This window comes from Hyphomicrobium sp. (assembly GCF_041659645.1).
In the GTDB taxonomy this organism is placed as follows: domain Bacteria; phylum Pseudomonadota; class Alphaproteobacteria; order Rhizobiales; family Hyphomicrobiaceae; genus Hyphomicrobium_B.
Map to the genome: position 1 here is coordinate 142,216 of NZ_JBAZXX010000002.1, position 16,559 is coordinate 158,774.

Here is a 16,559-nt window from a genome sequence, read left to right on the forward strand (position 1 = left end):
CAGCGGCTTATCCGGCTCGTGAACCCACCCAGTGGCTTGCAACACGAAAACTTCGCAAGCCGTTGTTGGAGTGTTCCCGCTGAAGGCTCAACTATCGGGTGTTCGCGAAACGCGGGCTTCGCGCCGACGCTGCATCATGTCCCTGCGAACATTGGCGCGATTCTGCTCTGGCGCGACCGTTACCGTCTCACGATCGTGGTCTGCCAGCGCCGCGGCCAAGCTTCGCAAGGTGGGAAACTGAAAAAGGCGCACAAGCGACACTTTCGTGCCCATCGCCGCACGAATCTTCTCCACTACGCTGACCATCGTCAAGGAACTGGCGCCAAGGTCAAAGAAGTTATCGTCGAGACCCACCTCGGCCAATCCCAGAACGTCCTGGAAGATGCTCGCCAGTCTGCGTTCCACGTCCGTCGTTGGCGGAACAAAGATTGTAGCAGTCTCGTGACGGGCTCGATCGGGCGCCGGCAGAGCCTGCCGATCGAGTTTGCCATTGAGAGTTAAAGGCAACGCGTCGAGCAAGACAAAGGCCGACGGCAGCATGAAATCCGGCAACGTCCCACGAAGATGCTGGCGCAAGACCGGAACAAGAGACGCTCCCTCAGCTTCCCGGAGTACCGGGCTATTGGCATACTGAGACCAATCCGGCGCAGAGCCATTAGCGGCGGGTGCCATACCGACCGGCGAATTATTCGTTCGTGTTACTGCCGGGATCCGAGGACGGAAGACGGCATCGAAGTAGCCGCGCCCGGCGGCTGACCACTCGATGGCCGCATTGCTATTTTCATCGAGCGCTTTCACATCTTCAGGGTCGATACCCTCAGGGCGCAGACGGCCGTTGTTGGTGGCATGACCGGTGAGAGATCCCAGCTTCTCCGAAGGTGATAGAGCGTTCAGCGCATCAAGCGCCGCGACCGCCGATGCCACTCGGGCATTCGGGATTCCGGTTACGCGGATGGGAGATTGCGCGGATCGAACAATGTCACCGATTGCTTCAAGCGTGCATGGTTGCGGCGCCTGCTTGATCGTCGTTACCGGGAGGGGCAGCGACGTTCCACCTCGCTTACGGATGACGACGTCGTATCGGAAGCGTGTCATCTCGCTCGGGGCGCACCCGGATTTCAGTTCCGCCTCGATGCTTTCGACCGTGGGGATGAACCCCGGTAGCGATAGAAACAGTTCGGGGTCGAGCACCAACTCTGCCTCTTCTTCGCGCCGCTTGCGCAGACGCATACGAAGTTCATCCGCCGACGTCTCGGGCGAGGCCTTGAGCAATTCAATTTCAGCCAACATGACCTCTAGAAGGGCGCGACTGCGCACATCGCCAACGAAGATCGCCCCGCCTGGCGCCAGCTTCTCAAGGCCTTGCTTGAGGACATCGACAAAGTAATCGACACTTGGAAAGTACTGCGCCACGGAATTTATTACGATGGTGTCGAACGGTCCGTCGTCGATCGAGGCGAGTTTGTCCGCTGCTAGCTGATCGAGAACAATATTGCCCAAACCACGGCGATCGGCCTCGGCCCTCACGCGGGCGAGGGCCGTCGCGGAAAGATCGATTCCGTGGTAGAGATCGCAGTTAGGTGCGACGCGCGAAAGGATCATGCCCGTTCCGCAGCCGATCTCGAGGACCCGCCGCGGGCTGAGACTCCGGACCCGCTCGACCGTTCGCTCGATCCAATCCTGCATCTGCTCTTCGGGGATTTGCTCGCCGGTGAAACTGCTCTTCCAGCCCACCGTTTCAGAGACCGCGCCGCCGGAGTCCTGATACGTCTCGTCCCAGACCGTTTCCCAGTGCGCCGTACTCGGAGCGCCAGATGCGCCGCAACCCTTGGATACAGGCACAACATAGGCGATGAGGCGCTGCTCGCCGCTGGCTTCGTCCGACCGCGCGACGACAGCGCTTTGCTTCACCGAGGGATGCCTACATAGCACCGACTCGATCTCTCCAGGCTCTATCCTGTGACCGCGAATCTTAATCTGATGATCGAGTCGGCCGAGGTACTCAACCGTACCATCGTGAAGCCAGCGCCCGAGATCGCCCGTGCGGTAGAGACGATCATCGCTCTCGCCGAACGGATCGGGTACAAACCGCTCTTCGGTCAGCTGAGGACGTTCCAGATATCCGCGCGCAACTCCTGCGCCACCGATGAGGATTTCACCGGGCACTCCAATGGGCAGTGGACGCAGGGACTGATCGACCACGTAGACGCGTGTGTTTGCGATCGGCCCGCCGATGGTGATCGGGTCGTCGGCGGCGGCGATAGCCGCTGTCATCGACCAAATGCAGGTTTCTGTCGGGCCGTACATGTTATGGATCGGCCCCTGGTATCTTGAACGCAATCGCTCGATCAGCTCACGCGGAAGCGCCTCGCCACCCAGTAGCAGCATGCGCAGATTGCTCAATGCACCGAGCGAAACGTCGTCCGAAGCCAGAATGGCCGCAAGGGACGGAGTGGCCTGAAGGTGCGTCACACCGTGGCTGACGATTTGCGAGGGAATGTCTTGGCTCAGATCATCGGTGGAAGGATTGGCCAACCGGCGTAGTTCATCGAGGTGCGGAAGGTGAGCCAGCACGTCATTGGTCGAGATGCCGAAATCGATCAGGCAGGCGATTTCGTCGACGCCATACCCCTTCAGTCTCTCCACCTTCGCGACGCAAGACGCCGGAGTTCCGAATAGGCCCGCGGACTCAAAGTAGCGGCCGAAGGCGTGCTCCATGATGGCGTCGAGTTCGTCCGGCTGTAGATCCGACAGGCTCATACGAGGGTCCGAACCGCTGCGGTCATCGCCCTTAGCGAATGCGGTCAACTCCCACCGCATTTTCGCAACGAGATCGGTGGACGTCTTGAGGTATTCGAGGAACGGGCCGCGAACCTTGCGTCGAACCTCTTCCTCGTTTGTCCCCACGAAGGTGTGCAGCATCAACGTTACCGTCCCCGCTGCTGCGTGGCCGGCATCCGCCCAGGCTTTACGATAAACGGCGACGTTCTCGACGAGTTGTTCGGGCTTCATCACCAGGAGGTTTGTGAGAACGTTGGCCCCCTGTCGCCCCGCAAGAGCAAACGTATCGGGGTTGGAGCTGGCGGTTACCCATAATTTCGGTTCTCGCTGCACCGGTGGCGGGAAGACCTTCACCTGAACCGCCTGACCGTCGCCATCGACCATCTCGACGGCCTCGCCGCGCCAAAGTGCTTTGACGGTTTCGATGCCACTGGCAAAAATCTCGCGGCGGGCCTTGTAGTTTTGAGGCTGCAGAGCGAAATCACGAACGTGCCAGCCCGAGGCGAAGCTCAGACCGACGCGGCCGTTGGACAGATTGTCGACGACCGACCACTCTTCGGCGATACGCAGGGGACTGTGCAAGGGGAGCACAACGCTGCCGGCGCGGATGCCGACGCGTCGGGTGACAGCGGCTACCGCTGCACCCGTCACCGCGGGGTTTGGGTACAAACCGCCAAATGGATGGAAGTGACGTTCCGGCGTCCAGATCGCGGAAAAGTCATGCTCGTCGGCAAATTTTGCGCCTTCAAGCAAAAGACGGTATCTGCCGCCGGTCTTGTCGGCAGCCTCATCTGAATCGGCGGCAAAATAGAACAAGCTGAAATCGATCGGCGCTTTGCTTGCTCGTTGGCCCGCACGTGCTACGCGCTCGGCTTCTTGCTGGATCACCACAGTAAATCCACGCGCCAACGTCCAAAATAACTCAAGCACCGAAATGTCGAACGAGATGCTCGTTGTTGCCAGCCACACACCGGGCGCCGTTCCCAAGGTCTGGTCCATGCCGGCGAAGAAGCTGGTGACGTTGCGGTGCTCCAGCATCACGCCTTTGGGCCGTCCGGTGGAGCCGGACGTGAAGATCACGTACGCGAGATTGTTACCGGTCACGGCGGAGCGCGGCCGCTCCGTATTGCCATGCCGCGTGACCGCATCTGCGAAGATAAGATTTAGCCCCGGGGGCAATTTGCTACTCAGGTCGGACGTTGTCACCACGACCCGCGCACGCGTGTCTTCGAGCATGATCGCGAGGCGCTCGGCGGGGTAAGACGGATCCATCGGCACATAAGCCGCGCCAGCTTTTAAAATGCCGAGCGCAGCGACCACCATTTCGATCGAGCGCTCGATGCAAATTCCGACCATCTGATCCGGACTGGCACCTTGGGCAAGGATCTCGTGGGCCAACTGATTGGCGCGCCGATCTAACTCGCGGTAGGTGATCGACCTGCCGCCATCGATAAGCGCCATCGCATCCGGGCTACGATCGACCTGAGCCTCAAAGACTTCGTGAACGCAGTCCGGACCTGTCAACGGCTTGCCGGTCGCGTTCCATGTCCGCAGCACCAAGCGGGCATCTTGCGATGGAAGTCGTGGCAGATCGCTAATCTTCGCGTCCGGATTGTCAACAATCGCTTCAAGCAGCGACTGCAGCAAGTCGGCGATCCTCTCGGCTGCGGATCGGGAGAAGCACCCAGTATCGTAGGACAGCTTGAACGTTACCTGAGGGCCGTCGTACGCCATCACGTTGAACGGAAAGTTCGTCTGGTCGTGAAGTTTGAAATGCCGGTGCTGCCACTGGGGTCCGAACGACTTAAAGCGTGCGTCGTTGGTCTGCGCGTTGAAGACGATGATGGTGTCAAAGAGGGACTGTGAGCGCGGCAGGTCACTGTGGCGAAGAACGTCGTGGAGCGGGGAATGTTCGAAGCCGCGCATCTCCACCTGATTGCGCCGTAATTGCTGGCAGAGTTCGAGCGCACTGAGGTCACTGGGAAGCTTCGCCCGCACGGGTAGCGTGTTGATGAAAAGCCCGACGATACGATCGGCGTCCTGAATTGACGACCGGCGACAAGTCCGCGTAACGCCAAAAGTCACGTCGTCGCGACCGGAAAACGCAGACAGCACGAGCGCCCAGGCCGCCTCTATGACCGTGGACGTTCGTAACCCGGCCCTATCGCAGAGTGCGTGAAGCTCCGCGGTGTGCGCCTGAGACAGTTCCACGTCGAGCGTGGCGTGAGGCCCGGATGAGTGCGTCGCAACTCCCGGAAAACGCAGAGCCTCCAAGTTCGTCGGCGTAAGAAACCCAGCAAGAGCGGTCCGCCAGTAGCTTTCGGCGGCATCCGCATTCGTCGTGAGATGCTCACCTAGCCACGCGATATGCTCGCGATATGGTGGCCGGTACGAGAGGGAAGGTTCATCACCACGCCTCAGCGCGGCGTATGCGTCGAACACATCCTGGATTACAAACGCGAAGCTCGAGTCCAGGATCGCGTGGGAGTATGTGAAGATAAGCTGGTGTCGGTCTGCACCTAGGTGCAAAAGGGCTACACGCCAGAGCGGCGCAAGGTCTAAAGCCACGGCCGTCGATCGATCTTGCGCCAGGAAGGCGCTTACAGCCGCAACCTGCTTCTCAGGCGACAATGCCACCAGATCCCGCACTTCGAAGGGGACTTTGATTTCGGTCAGAACTTCCTGGATTGGATTTTGTAAATCTTTCCAGCTGAAGCGGGTGCGCAGGATCGGATGCTGCGCAGCGACAATGGCCCAGGCGCGCGCGAGGAGATCGGCATCGATCGGCTCGTTGATCTCGATCTCGAGTTGCTCCACATCGACGCCCGGGGTCCGAGCCTCAAGGTAGTGGAACAGCATCCCCTGCTGGAGGGGCGAAAGAGGGTAGAAATCTTGGATCATGGCTCCAGCTTCCGATGGCATTGCGCGCGATAACGAATTGACATTTCGCGCCGCACCCAAAACCCAAAAAGACGGCGAACGGTTACTTTTTGGACGGCCTATACCTTTTGGCCGAGGACTTGAACCCGGAAGCTAACCGCGCGAAGATAGGCGGCATACATCCTTTACACTAATTTTAAGTCTGTTCGTTGCTTATAGCGGCCGCCGTCCATTCATGGCCGAAGCGGGTTAAGGTTAGTTGTTTTTTAACGCGCCGCTTCTGCCAATAGATCAACTGAAGATTTGCTATCCGGGAATTAGCTTGGGGTAAACACTCGGAGGAAGCATGGGCAAGGAGGATCGAACTGACCACGAAGATAGCGCGATAGCGGTCATAGGCATATCGGGCAGGTTCCCTGGTGCAGGAAGTGTTGGCACATTCTGGAAAAACCTCCGAGAGGGTCGCGAATCCATTCGCGTATTCAGCGAAGAAGAATTGCTTGCCGCTGGTGCTCCGCTAGAACTCGTCCGGGATCCGGCATACGTGAAAGCGTGTGGCTATTTGGATGGAATAGAGCAGTTCGATGCGGCCTTCTTCGGACTATCTCCGCGCGACGCCGCCGTCTTTGACCCTCAGCACCGTTTGTTTTTGGAATGCTCTTGGGAAGCTTTCGAGGACGCGGGATACGTAGGCGCAAAGATTGATGGCCCGGTCGGGGTTTTTGCCGCCTCCGGCGCCAGCGAATATTTTACTTATAATCTCGTCACCAACCACGAGGTGCTGGAAACGATCGGAGCGTGGCTTCTGCGCCATACCGGTAACGACCCGAATTTTCTCTCCACGCGCGTTTCCTACGAGTTAAATCTCGATGGCCCGAGCATGAACGTGCAGACGGCTTGCTCATCGTCGCTCGTTGCGGTGCATATCGCATGTCAGAGCCTGCTCAACGGCGAATGCGATGTGGCGCTGGCTGGCGCTTCAACAATCTATCCGGAGCAAACCGGCTATCTCTACAGGCCGGGGGAGATCCTCTCTCCAGACGGCCATTGCCGCCCCTTTGACGCCGATGCCACTGGCACCGTCATGGCTTCGGCTGCGGGTTGCGTTCTTCTGAAGCGACTTTCGGACGCCATCCAAGACGGGGATTGCATTCGGGCGGTGATACGCGCTTCCGCCGTCAACAACGATGGCTCCGACAAGGTCGGCTACCTTGCTCCAAGTGTCAGCGGTCAGGTGCGGGTGATCTCCGAAGCGCTCAATCTGGCCGGCGTCGATCCCGCCGAAATATCTTATATTGAAGCGCACGGCACAGGCACGCTGATGGGCGATCCGATCGAGATTGCTGCGCTTGTCGAGGCCTTTGGTCCCGACGTGCCGAAGCAGTCGTGCGCCATCGGCTCGCTCAAGTCCAATATCGGGCACGCTGGAGAGGCCGCCGGCATTTGCGGCCTTATCAAACTGATCTGCTCGCTTGAGCACCGGGAACTTCCAGCAACTCTTCACTACCAGAGGCCAAACCCACAGGCCGATCTGTTGAATACGCCGTTCTTCGTCAATGCCAGTCTTCAGCCATGGGACGTGGGACCCGGCAAGAGGAGGATCGCCGGCATCACGGGCTTGGGTGCTGGAGGTACAAACGCTCACCTTGTGCTCGAAGAGGCGCCACCGCGACAGGCAACCCATGGTCGTGAAAGCGAACCGCAGTTGCTGGTGCTCTCGGCGCGTAGCAACAAGGCGCTGGACGCGGCATCGAAAAACCTCGCCTATCATCTACGCACGCATCCTCATCAGCGGTTGGGCGATATCGCTTTCACGCTGACGAATGGACGCGAGACCTTCGAGCATCGTCGCGCGATCGTGGCCAACAGCACGGCTTCAGCTGCGACGTTGCTCGATGAGAACGACCCGCGCCGGGTGTTCACGGGCAAGGCCGCGCGCGAGCCTCACTCCACGGTGTTCCTCTTCCCCGGCGGCGGCGCGCAATACGCCGGGATGGGAGCAGAACTCTACGAAAAGTTTCCCGTATATCGCGAGGCCATCGACGCATGCCTCGCCATCGTCCAACCAGAACTTGGTGTCGATCTGCGCTCGCTGATGTATGTGCCGCCGAGCGCCGCTGAAATCTCCAACCTGCGGCTCGAGGCACCGTCGCTTGCGCTGCCCGCCCTCTTCGCAACCGAATACGCATTAGCCAAGCTGCTGGGATCGTTGGGCGTGACGCCTGCCGCTCTGATCGGCCACAGCGCCGGCGAGTACGCGGCGGCATGCGTCGCCGGCGTTCTTTCGATGCGAGATGCGATTTCGCTCGTGGCGATGCGCGGCAGACTTTTCGAAAAGCTGCCTCGCGGCGCGATGCTGTCTATTGCACTTCCCGAGGAAGACGTACGTGAGATCCTCGGCCCTGAACTCTCGATCGCCGCGATCAACGGTCCGGCGCTTTGCGTCGCGTCGGGCCCGGTTCGGGCGATTGCGGACATCGAGAAGACGCTATCCGCAGCGCAGGTCGAATACTCTCGCATTCACATCGATGTGGCGGCGCATTCCGCGATGCTTGGCCCAATCCTGCCGGAGTTCGAACGCTACTGCCGGCAGATTGCCTTCCAGAAACCACGCATCCCGTTTGTTTCCAACTTGACGGGCACCTGGATCACCGACGCCGAGGCGATGGACCCCACTTACTGGGTTCGCCACTTGCGCAATACCGTACGCTTCGACGAAGGCGCGGCAACGTTACTGCAAACCGGGAGCCGCGCGCTGATCGAGGTGGGGCCGGGACGCACTCTTTCCAGCCTCTGCCGACAGCAGCCGGTGAAGGCCGCCGCAGTCGCCAATACGTTGCGCCATCCGCAGGAGAACGTTTCCGACGTCGCGTTTCTGGTGGGAGCCGTGGGTAAGGTCTGGGTCGCAGGTGGCGATATCGATCTCGGCCGGCTCAAGTCCGGTCCGCAAAACCGGGTACCGCTTCCCACGTATCCCTTCGAACGTCAGCGGCATTGGATTGAAAAAGGCCAGCCTGCCGCCGCTTCGCCCACGCTCAAGCGAAGGAGCGATCTGACACAATGGTTCTCTGCGCCGTCATTCCGTCGCGCGGCACCTGCGACCTCGCTTTCGACCGAAGAGCTGCAGAAACCGTGGCTGATATTTACAGATGGCTCATCGTTGGCCCAGGCGCTCGTCACACGCCTCCGCAGGTCAGGCGCGAAAGTCGCGACCGTCGAGCCGGCGGAACGCTTCAGCGCTCGCGGCGGACTGGCGTTCGGCATTGATCCGTCGAATGCCGAAGATTATGCGAGCCTGAAAGCGGCGTTACGCGGGGAGGACTCTACCCCTGCGCATTTCGTGCACCTCTGGGCTTTGGCGCAGCGCCCGTGGCGGCTCCTGAGGTCCGCCCCCGACGCCGATCTTGCCGCCTGGGATAGAGACGTCGGCCGCTACTACGACAGTCTGTTTTATTTATCACAAGTGTTTGCATTTGGGGCGGAAAGCTTCCGGCTGACCGCGATCGGTACGGCGATAGAAGCACTCGATGGCGAGTGCGAGGTGCATCCAGAAAAGGCAACTTTGGTTGGAGTCTGCCGGGTCTTGCCACACGAAATGCCCGAGGCCGCATGCTCTGTTGTCGATGTGATGGTTCCTCCGGCCGGCTCAGACGCCGAGGCCCAACTCGCGGATCGCCTGCTTGCCGAGGTCCACGGAAACAAACGCAGCCCTCTCGTCGTCCTGCGCAAGAACGGACGGTGGGTCCAACGCTTCGAGCCGCTGCCGCTCGAACCCGCATCAGGCCCGCGTACTTGGCTACCAGAGCGCGGCGTTTATTTGATCACGGGTGGGCTTGGTGGCATTGGTTTGGAAGTCATGGGGCATCTGGCGCGGCATGGAAAAGCCCGCCTCATCTCCGTAAGCCGCTCGGCGCTTCCTGAAGAAACGGCCTGGGATTCCTGGCTGAAAGAGCACAGCGAGGATGACGATACCTCGCGCAAAATCAGGGGCGTCCAAGGGCTACGCGCCTTGGGAGCCGAGGTGACGCTGGCCACGGCCGACGTCACGGATCGGAAGGCCATGGCCGGAGTGGTCTCCGAGGCGCGACAGTGCTTCGGCCAGATAAACGGCGTCTTCCATTGTGCTGGCCTGCTGCAGGATCAGTTGATCGCCCTGCGGCCGCCGACGGCCCGCTCGGCGGTTCTGGATGTGAAGGCAAAGGGTGCCCTGGTGTTACAATCGCTGTTTGCCAACAGCGATCTAGACATCCTGGTGCTGTTCTCGTCCGTCAGTTCGATCCTCGGGCTCCCCGGACAGGTCGACTATACTGCCGCCAATGCCTTCCTCGATGCGCTCGCAAAAGCGCGCTCGGCACGCGGTTGTCGCACGCGCACCATCAGCATCGACTGGAACGCGTGGAAAGACGTCGGCATGCTTGCGACGCTGCTTCGCGAGCCGCAGCAGAATGGGGCCATCGCCCGCGCCGGTCCGCCACTCGGCGATTGCGTGAGCGACGACGCGGAACAGACACGATTCCGCTCCGTGCTGAGCCCGAAAACGCACTGGCTCCTTGGAGATCATGTCGTCAAAGGCGGGCAAGCGGTGATACCCGGCACAGGCTACCTGGAGCTTGCGCGTGCGGCTTTGGCCCATCGACCGGAAGACCGACCGATCGAAATCCGCGATCTCACTTTCCTGCAGCCCTTCGCTGTCGGCGCCAACGACACGCGCACGCTGAACATCACGCTGAGCCGCAACGACGATCATTCCTTCACGGCGTTTGACGGTTCCGAGGCGCAGCCTTTTGCGACAGCGCAGGTCGCGTATGTCGATGAACCGGCATTACCCCAGCAATCGGTGTCGGCCATCCGCCAACGCTGTTCCCGCCTCGTCGAGGTTTCGGATGGCCAACTTGTTCAGCATTTCATGGACTTTGGTCCACGCTGGGCCAATATCCAGTCGATCCGATTGGGGCAGGACGAGGCGCTCATCGACATCGCATTGCCGGATGCCTTCCGTTCCGATCTTTCAGAGTGCGCGCTGCATCCGGGCATGATGGACATGGCGACCGGCGCGGCGCAGATGCTGCTTCCTGGCTTCAACGCCCTTGAGGACTTCTACGTCCCGTTTTCCTATGGCCGAGTATTGATGCGACGGCCCCTCACGCCCAAACTCTACAGCCACGTGAGATTGCGCTCGGCTGAAGGCAAGAGCGCGATTTTTGATGCCACCTTGCTGGACGAGGATGGCAACGTGCTCATCTCCGTCGAGCGCTACATCTTGCGCCAATCGAAGAGGTTCGCTGCGATCAAGGCCGCGCCCTCAGCCGCCCTCGCCCCGGCGAGGTCGCGGGCCGCCGGGATCGCGGCGGAAAGCTATTTACGCGAGGGCATGACGTCCTCGGAGGGGCTGGAAGCGCTCGACCGCATCCTGGCCAACGACGTCTCCCCGCAGATCGTAGCTTCCACGCTGGACCCGGAACTCTGGCTTTCCCGGTTGGATACCGATGCTCACGACGCACCGGCCGCGAATACGGCCGCTCCCCTCGCCGCGCTGGACGCGGGCCGCGCCGGCATCATTGCGCCCCGTGACGCGGTCGAGCGGCAACTCGCTGCAATGTGGATGGAGGTGCTCGGCGTATTGCAGATGTCGATTACGGACGACTTTTTCGAGCTCGGAGGTCAATCGCTCATTGCAGTCCGTCTTCTCCATCGAATTTGCAAGCATTTCGAGGTTGAGTTGCCTCTGTCCGTCTTGTTTCAAGCTCCGACGATTGCCGCAACCGCCGAACTGCTGCGCGGTCCTTTTAGATCGACCGAAGCGGAAGGACTTTCGCAGCCTGCTGGAGACGACGTGCCGTTGGTTGCGAGCCCGGTGGCAAGCATCAATGGGTTGGGAGCGGCCACCGAGGGCAGCGCCAGAACTGCGGCCACTCCGACGCGCTTTCAGTATTTGGTCAACATCACCAAGGGTGGAAATCGCCCGGGGTTATTCTGCGTGCATGGTGCCGGTGGCAATGTCCTCAACTTCCGCGATATTTCTCGGGCACTGCATGAGGAACAGCCATTCTTCGGTCTCCAGGCCCGCGGCATCGACGGAGCGAGCCGGCCGCACGGCTCCATCGAGGAGATGGCCAAGGTCTATCTTGAGGAGATCCGCATACAGCAACCCCGTGGACCCTATCTTCTGGCGGGATATTCGGGCGGGGGCGTGGTCGCGTTTGAAATGGCGCGGCAGTTGACCGAACTCGGCGAGGACGTACCTCTCGTCGTCTTCTTCGATACCTATCACCCGCAAATGCCGATCCAATCCGTAGATTTTCGCCGCCGGGTTTCACGCCTGCGCCACGAAGGCCTCAGTTACCTCCGCCACGTTGCTAAAGTTAGGCGCGATTGGCTTCGCGAGGTGTACGAGCGTCGGCAGATCGAAAAATGCCTGCGGCAAGCTAAAATCGTTCCTTTCGAACTGCGCGACCGTCAGCTAACGGATAATTTCGGCCGCGCTGCTTTTCAATACTCACCGCAGCCGTGGTCTGGGCGAGCGATACTTTTCCGGGCGGCAAGCGCGAATTATATCTTCAGCGGCGGGGGGCTCTCCTATGGTTGGGACAAGGTGATCATGGGCGGCATTAAAACCGTGGTAATTTCCGGCGATCACAACACCCTCCTGCTCGGCCCCAATTCGCTAGAGCTGATGGGACACCTCAACAAGGCTCTCGAAAAGGCGTGCAGCCTGCCCGATGAACTGCCCCGCCCGGCCACAGCGATCGCGAGCTAGATCGCACGCGAGTGCCGCAGCCTCGATCATCCTAAGGTGAAGCGAACGGGTTCTCAGGATCTTCCGCGCTGCCGTAGTCGCGCCGGCAGGAATTGGTATCGAAGTGGCGCTTGATTGCGCCCAGCACCGGCATACTCGAGTCATTTCGAAAGGCCGCATATGCCGGGCAGATTTTCTCCTGCATCAGCGTCCGACAGTCGGCCATGTCGCGCCGCGCGGCGGCGTTGGTGCGATCGCCGTACGAGACAGCATACTGCCATGCGACTGTCTGCATGTACCGGCCTGTTTCGGGGGAAATCGGCGCGGGAACTGCTGCACCCTCGGGGCTTCGGCCAAAGAGAACGGCGTAGTGGATCAGCGCCATATAGTAGCGTCCGATGTCGCTCATGTGCACGGTGTCGGCGAAGAGGAGGCGCACGCGCGCGCCTGGAGAAGTCGCCGTGACGCCAGGAACTCTGCTGTCCCAAAGGGCCGCAGCCAGTTCCGCCAGCGCGCTTGCCCCCGGAAGCACGCGTACGCGCGGAACATCGCCGCGCGCGGGCAGGTCGAGGTTCGCGCTGCTGGCGATGCATTCCCACATCGACAAAGCCGTGCGCTCGTAGTTGATCCAGGGCCAAGGTGCGTCGGGATCCACGTTGAGCCAAGTGTGATAGAGCAAAACTTCGCCGTCGGAATTGCCGGCTATCAGCTGCTTTGCCATCTCGGCCAGATAGAATGCCGTGCGCTCTTTGCGGGCGATGCCCGGTAAGTCGTGACGCTCGGTGACGACCAGCACGTCGTACTTGTCGCCGGGCGCCAGGCGCCGGGGCAACCGCAGTTCCTCGGCGACGTCCAAGCCGGCGCCGCTTCGATTATGACCGGCACGATAGCCCGGCCAATCGGAAGCCGACGGCACCTCCCCTTTCGTCCGTTGGCGCAAAAGGGAATAGCCGAGAACCTGCACCTCGAAATCCAGGCGTTGTCCGATGGATCGGGCGATCTGCTCGACGACCTCCGGGACACCTTCGCTGAGGCTGTGGCCGGAATAGAAGGCGCGAACGCGATCCCTGGGCGCCCAGGCCGATGTGCCCGCGGCTTCGCGTTGTTCTTCACTCATGGCCAAGCCTCCATTGCCCGAGACCGTGATCAAGGCGGCGAGAACGACTCCCAGCCGGCCGGTGCATGCCTGCTTCATCGCGGGGCCTTCGACGTCACGACGACGGCCGCCGCGATATGGCCAGCCGATATGGCGAAACGTCCGAAGAGCCGATCATGGACCTCGAACTGAGGTACGGCCCTTTGATACGTGGCGGTAAATGTGCGTCTTTCGACGTCGACGTCGATGGCGAGATCGGCGAACTCCAGCATCGTGCGACTGATCGGAAACTGGCACTTGAAGGCGGCTTCCTTCATCCCGAAGACGATATGAGCTGCGACGCCTTGCGTCACTCCGAGAACGGCAGCCAGTGTTGCCTGCTCTGCTGGCGTACAGACCGTTTCCCATAGATCTGGCGCCAGTTCATCTGCCGGTTCGAGGTCGATCCCGATCGCGACGAAGCCCTCGTCACGCCGCGCCACGGCCGCTGCCGCCCACGCGTCCGTATGCGTGATGCTGCCGACGAGATCGTCCGGCCAGATCGGCATACGATCCTGTCCCCGAGGCAAAGGCGCCTTTGCGTGACCGAGGACCACCATGGCTCGCCGAGCGCAATCTCGGCCCATCGCAAATTCCAAACGGCGGCGCGGAACTGCAGCGGCAACGCTGAGCGCTTCGTCAGCCAGCAGGTCTGGAGGCTCACCCGTCAGCGGCGCCTCAGCGATCGCAATTCTGGGATCGAGCAGCTCTGCGAAGTGGCTCACGACGTTAATTCTCGCGTTGTGGCAGCACGCGCAGCGAAGCCGGGAATTGGTGGACGGTGATGAGGGTTGGCGATGATCAGATTGGATGCTGTGCCGACTTCGGGATGGAGGCACATCTGTGGCGCCATCAACGAGCATCCGTTATCTTCGACGACGTCGTTCGTGGCCCGATGTTCGAACCCGCGAACGCCCTTGAACGCGTCGGCGATATTCCGAGCTCCGGGTCCGGCAAGCGTTGCGGTCGCATTTTCAATCTGCAACGACACGATAATTTCCTTATTCGCGAAAGCGAATCTAACTCACACAGGCAATTCGAATAACTTTTTACGCTCGGTCGTTGAAGGTCTCGACCATGCCATTCGCATTCGCGGGACTTTCGAGAAACCTGTGTGTGCCGAGAACACGGCTGTCAAAGCGCTCGACACACCATATGTGGAATTCTAAATGAGCCAAATTCGCTGCCTCAATTTGAAGGGCGAGCGATTTATTGAAAAGTACAGATTGCAGCTCGCGATGAAACATTGGTCAGCATGGACCGGCGGATGCGTAATGATCCCCTGCGAAGGCGCGGAGTGCGGTAATCCAAAACGAGGCGCCCGCCTAATGAAATTTGTATCGACGCGAAGGGGCTAATTGTCATAGTGCTTTAACCGTCGCAAGCGCTAATACTTGCCAAGTTCTTAACTCGTTGTAGAAAACGTCCAAAAAAAATAGCGGCATTTTGAAGAAATTGATCAGGTGTCAATATCAAAGGGGGCGCATCAAGCCCTCCAACGGCTCTCGAATGATGTTTTAATCTAGCCGGTGGCGTATATGGTTAATACCAGTGTCCGCGTAGATTTTGGTGCTCTTTACAGTCGGCAATTTTCTAAGCTTTCGACCGTCGGGAAATCCAACTTGTCGAAGGTGGAGACATGCGTTTCCGTATTCGCTGTCGTGGAGGCCTCTGCCGTAATTTTGGCAGCGATCGCGGCCAAATTTCTTTACATTGATCTTTTCATCGGTCCATCGCAGCCGTGGTGGCCATATTTGGCTCTCGCGCCCGTCCTGGCCGTCACGCTTTACCTTTTCCTGAAGCGGGCGGGCCTCTACGATACTGACGCTCTCGGCGAACCTGTCGTCGCCTATGGAAGGATTTTCGGGGCGTTGCTGACGTCCTTCCTCCTTCTTCTCGGGATTCTGTACGTTCTCAAGTTCGCTGACTGGTATTCGCGAGGATGGTTCCTTACGTGGTTTGGCATAAGTAGTTTTCTGCTGAGCACGACGCGTGCCGTCGGAATGCATTATATCCGCCGGATGGTGGCGCAGGGCGGGCTTAGACAGCGTATTGCCATATTCGGAAGCCCCGAATTCGCCGCTGCCCTAAACGCCCGCATCGAAAGCTCGGATTCCTTGGCCGCTGTCGATGGGGTTTATGCGGAGCCGACAGGCGATCGCAGCGAGGACCTTCTGTTTGATGGCGGACTCGATGAACTCAAGCGCGCGGTGGAGCGCAAGAGCTACGACGCGGTTATCATCGGCTTTCCGGCGGAAGATATTGCGAGCATTAAAGCCGCTGTTAGCGGTCTGGCGTCGTATTCTACAGAGCTTCTCTTGTGCACAAAGCTGGATCGCGAACCCCTGATCGTTCGCGGCGCCCGTCACTTCGGGACTCTTCGCGCCGACATCGTCAATTTGGTGCCGCTGTCGGAAAGCAATCGAGTTCTAAAGGGGACGCTCGATTACATCCTAGCCGCAGTTGGCCTTTTCCTTCTTTCGCCGCTTCTCGGCCTTATTATCCTCGCCGTTAAGATCGATAGCCCCGGACCGGTGTTTTTCCGCCAGCGACGGTACGGACACAACAATCGCATTTTTCGAATTTTCAAATTCCGTACCATGTTTGTTACTGAAGACGGGCAACACGTCAAACAGGCTCAACGTAACGATGCCAGAGTGACAAGAGTTGGATGGTTTCTGCGCCGTACGAGTCTCGACGAACTCCCTCAACTGCTAAACGTTTTAGCCGGAGATATGTCGATTGTCGGCCCTCGACCGCATGCGCTGGTTCACGACCAGCTGTTCGAACAGCAGCTCGATCGCTTTTCGCTTCGCCGCCGTGTTCGTCCCGGTCTCACGGGATGGGCGCAGGTTCACGGCTTTCGCGGGGAGACCAAGACGACTCTCGATATCCGCAAGCGCGTGGAACATGATTTATATTACATCGACAATTGGTCGATATGGCTTGACGTCGAGATCATGGTCCGGACTTTTTTCGTCCTTTTTCGCGGGGCCTTTTAGATTGCGGAGCACTGATCCGACCGAT

The 16,559-nt window shown here is 59.8% G+C and carries 6 protein-coding genes; 2 read left to right on the top strand and 4 right to left on the bottom strand.

Features of this window, described 5'->3' with window-relative positions; all coding sequences use genetic code 11:
- Positions 1-87: 87 nt before the first annotated feature.
- The gene (locus tag WC811_RS05850; RefSeq protein WP_372641981.1) at positions 88-5,682 is read right to left on the bottom strand and encodes a MupA/Atu3671 family FMN-dependent luciferase-like monooxygenase; all 5,595 of its coding nucleotides are present in this window, start codon (positions 5,680-5,682) and stop codon (positions 88-90) included.
- Positions 5,683-6,007: 325 nt separating this feature from the next.
- Here WC811_RS05850 and WC811_RS05855 point away from each other — a divergent pair, with 325 nt between their 5' ends.
- Entirely contained in the window at positions 6,008-12,418 is a 6,411-nt protein-coding gene (locus WC811_RS05855; RefSeq protein ID WP_372641983.1) for an SDR family NAD(P)-dependent oxidoreductase, read from the top strand.
- 31 nt (positions 12,419-12,449) lie between these two features.
- On the opposite strand, the gene WC811_RS05860 is transcribed toward WC811_RS05855, so the two are convergent.
- The 3 genes from WC811_RS05860 to WC811_RS05870 form a co-directional block, all read right to left on the bottom strand.
- Positions 12,450-13,514, bottom strand: coding sequence for a hypothetical protein (locus WC811_RS05860; protein WP_372641985.1), 1,065 nt, complete (start codon positions 13,512-13,514; stop codon positions 12,450-12,452).
- Positions 13,515-13,588: 74 nt separating this feature from the next.
- Positions 13,589-14,257, bottom strand: coding sequence for a 4'-phosphopantetheinyl transferase (locus tag WC811_RS05865; RefSeq protein WP_372641987.1), 669 nt, complete (start codon positions 14,255-14,257; stop codon positions 13,589-13,591).
- Positions 14,254-14,523, bottom strand: a complete 270-nt coding sequence (locus WC811_RS05870; RefSeq protein WP_372641989.1) for a hypothetical protein — start codon at positions 14,521-14,523, stop codon at positions 14,254-14,256. Before WC811_RS05870 ends, WC811_RS05865 begins: the two co-directional genes overlap by 4 nt.
- A 640-nt stretch (positions 14,524-15,163) precedes the next feature.
- Here WC811_RS05870 and WC811_RS05875 point away from each other — a divergent pair.
- Positions 15,164-16,534 carry an undecaprenyl-phosphate glucose phosphotransferase gene (locus WC811_RS05875; RefSeq protein WP_372643671.1) on the top strand — a complete coding sequence of 457 codons (1,371 nt, stop codon included), beginning with the start codon at positions 15,164-15,166 and terminating at the stop codon, positions 16,532-16,534.
- Positions 16,535-16,559 lie beyond the last annotated feature (25 nt).

Excerpts from the sequence above, each read along its gene's own strand:
- WC811_RS05850 (WP_372641981.1), bottom strand. The coding sequence starts at position 5,682 with ATGATCCAAGATTTCTACCCTCTTTCGCCCCTCCAGCAGGGGATGCTG.
- WC811_RS05855 (WP_372641983.1), top strand. The coding sequence starts at position 6,008 with ATGGGCAAGGAGGATCGAACTGACCACGAAGATAGCGCGATAGCGGTC.
- WC811_RS05860 (WP_372641985.1), bottom strand. The coding sequence starts at position 13,514 with ATGAGTGAAGAACAACGCGAAGCCGCGGGCACATCGGCCTGGGCGCCC.